This is a genomic window from Oceanobacillus sp. J11TS1, assembly GCF_018333215.1.
Lineage (GTDB): Bacteria > Bacillota > Bacilli > Bacillales > Amphibacillaceae > Oceanobacillus.
The window spans coordinates 1-1,177 of record NZ_BORO01000062.1; the positions used below are offsets into that span (position 1 = coordinate 1).

The 1,177-nt window shown below is 36.8% G+C and carries 1 protein-coding gene; it reads right to left on the minus strand.

All coding sequences use genetic code 11. From position 1 onward, the window contains the following. Positions 1 to 1,075, minus strand: a 1,075-nt coding sequence (locus tag KI343_RS19765; RefSeq protein WP_212928118.1) for an IS256 family transposase, incomplete at its 3' end; no start/stop codon positions are given. Between the last annotated feature and the right edge of the window lie 102 nt (positions 1,076 to 1,177).

The window sequence follows — 1,177 nt, forward strand, 5'->3', positions numbered from 1 at the left end:
CTATCGCTACCAAGTAAACGATTTTTTCTACAGCTTTTTCGTTTGGTAAACTGTTCATTGTTTTTGTGCGTTTTTTTATCTCTTTCATGGTGCGTTCTATGGTGTTTGTCGTATAAATTTGAGGACGGATAATCCTTGGATATTTAAGAAATGTCAATAGTACTGGTAAGTCTTCCTCCCACGATTGAACAACTTTTGGATAGATACTTTTCCAATTCTTTTTAAATATCTCAAACTGTTCATGAGCCTCTTCCTTTGACCCAGCTTTGTACACATTTTTTAATCCTTTTGTTAATTCCTCTTTGTCTTTTTTGCGTATACTGTGCAGTGTATTTCTAACTTTATGCACAACACAGCGCTGTACATCGGCTTGAGGATAGATTTCTTTAAAGGCACTTTCCAGTCCGGTGAGACCATCAAAGACGCCCAATAGAACCTCTTTAAGTCCTCGATCACGGAGGTCAAACAGAACTTCTTTCCATCCTAAAGAGCTTTCTTTTCCTCCGATATAAAACCCAACAATTTCTTTAAATCCATCCTCTGTAATGCCAACAACGACGTAAACAACCTCACTATCGACATCCTGACGTCGTAATTTCAAATAAGTACCGTCTAAATAGAGAACAGTATACCGTTTCGGTAAAGGGCGCTGTTGCCATTCTTTAATGTCTTCAACAAGCACATCGGTAATATTACTTATAGTCCCAGGAGAATAAGATTTGCCTAATATCCTTTCAATAAAATTACCTAATTCGCGCGTGCTGAATCCTTTTTGATACATCGTAATAATGGTCTCTCCCAGCCATCTTTCCTGCCTCTGATAAGGGTCAAATAGAGCCGTCTGAAAGTGTCCTTTACGGTCTCTAGGAACCGTTAGATCATCAATACGACCATATTTTGTGTCTAGAATACGTTCGTAAAAACCATTCTTACTGTTTTTCAACTCAGGGTGTTCCACTTCAAAGAAGTTTTTCATTTCTTCTTTTAAAATAGACTCCAGGTTATCTTTAACAAATTTTAAAACTAGCTCTTCCATTTGTTTAGAAAAATCATTATCAGTTATACTAGTAGACATAGGTAAGGTCTCCTCTTCTTAGTTTTTGTGATGATTAACTAATGGGTAGGATAACCTTACCTTTCCTATTTATTCAGCTTACACAGACTATTGTACGTCATC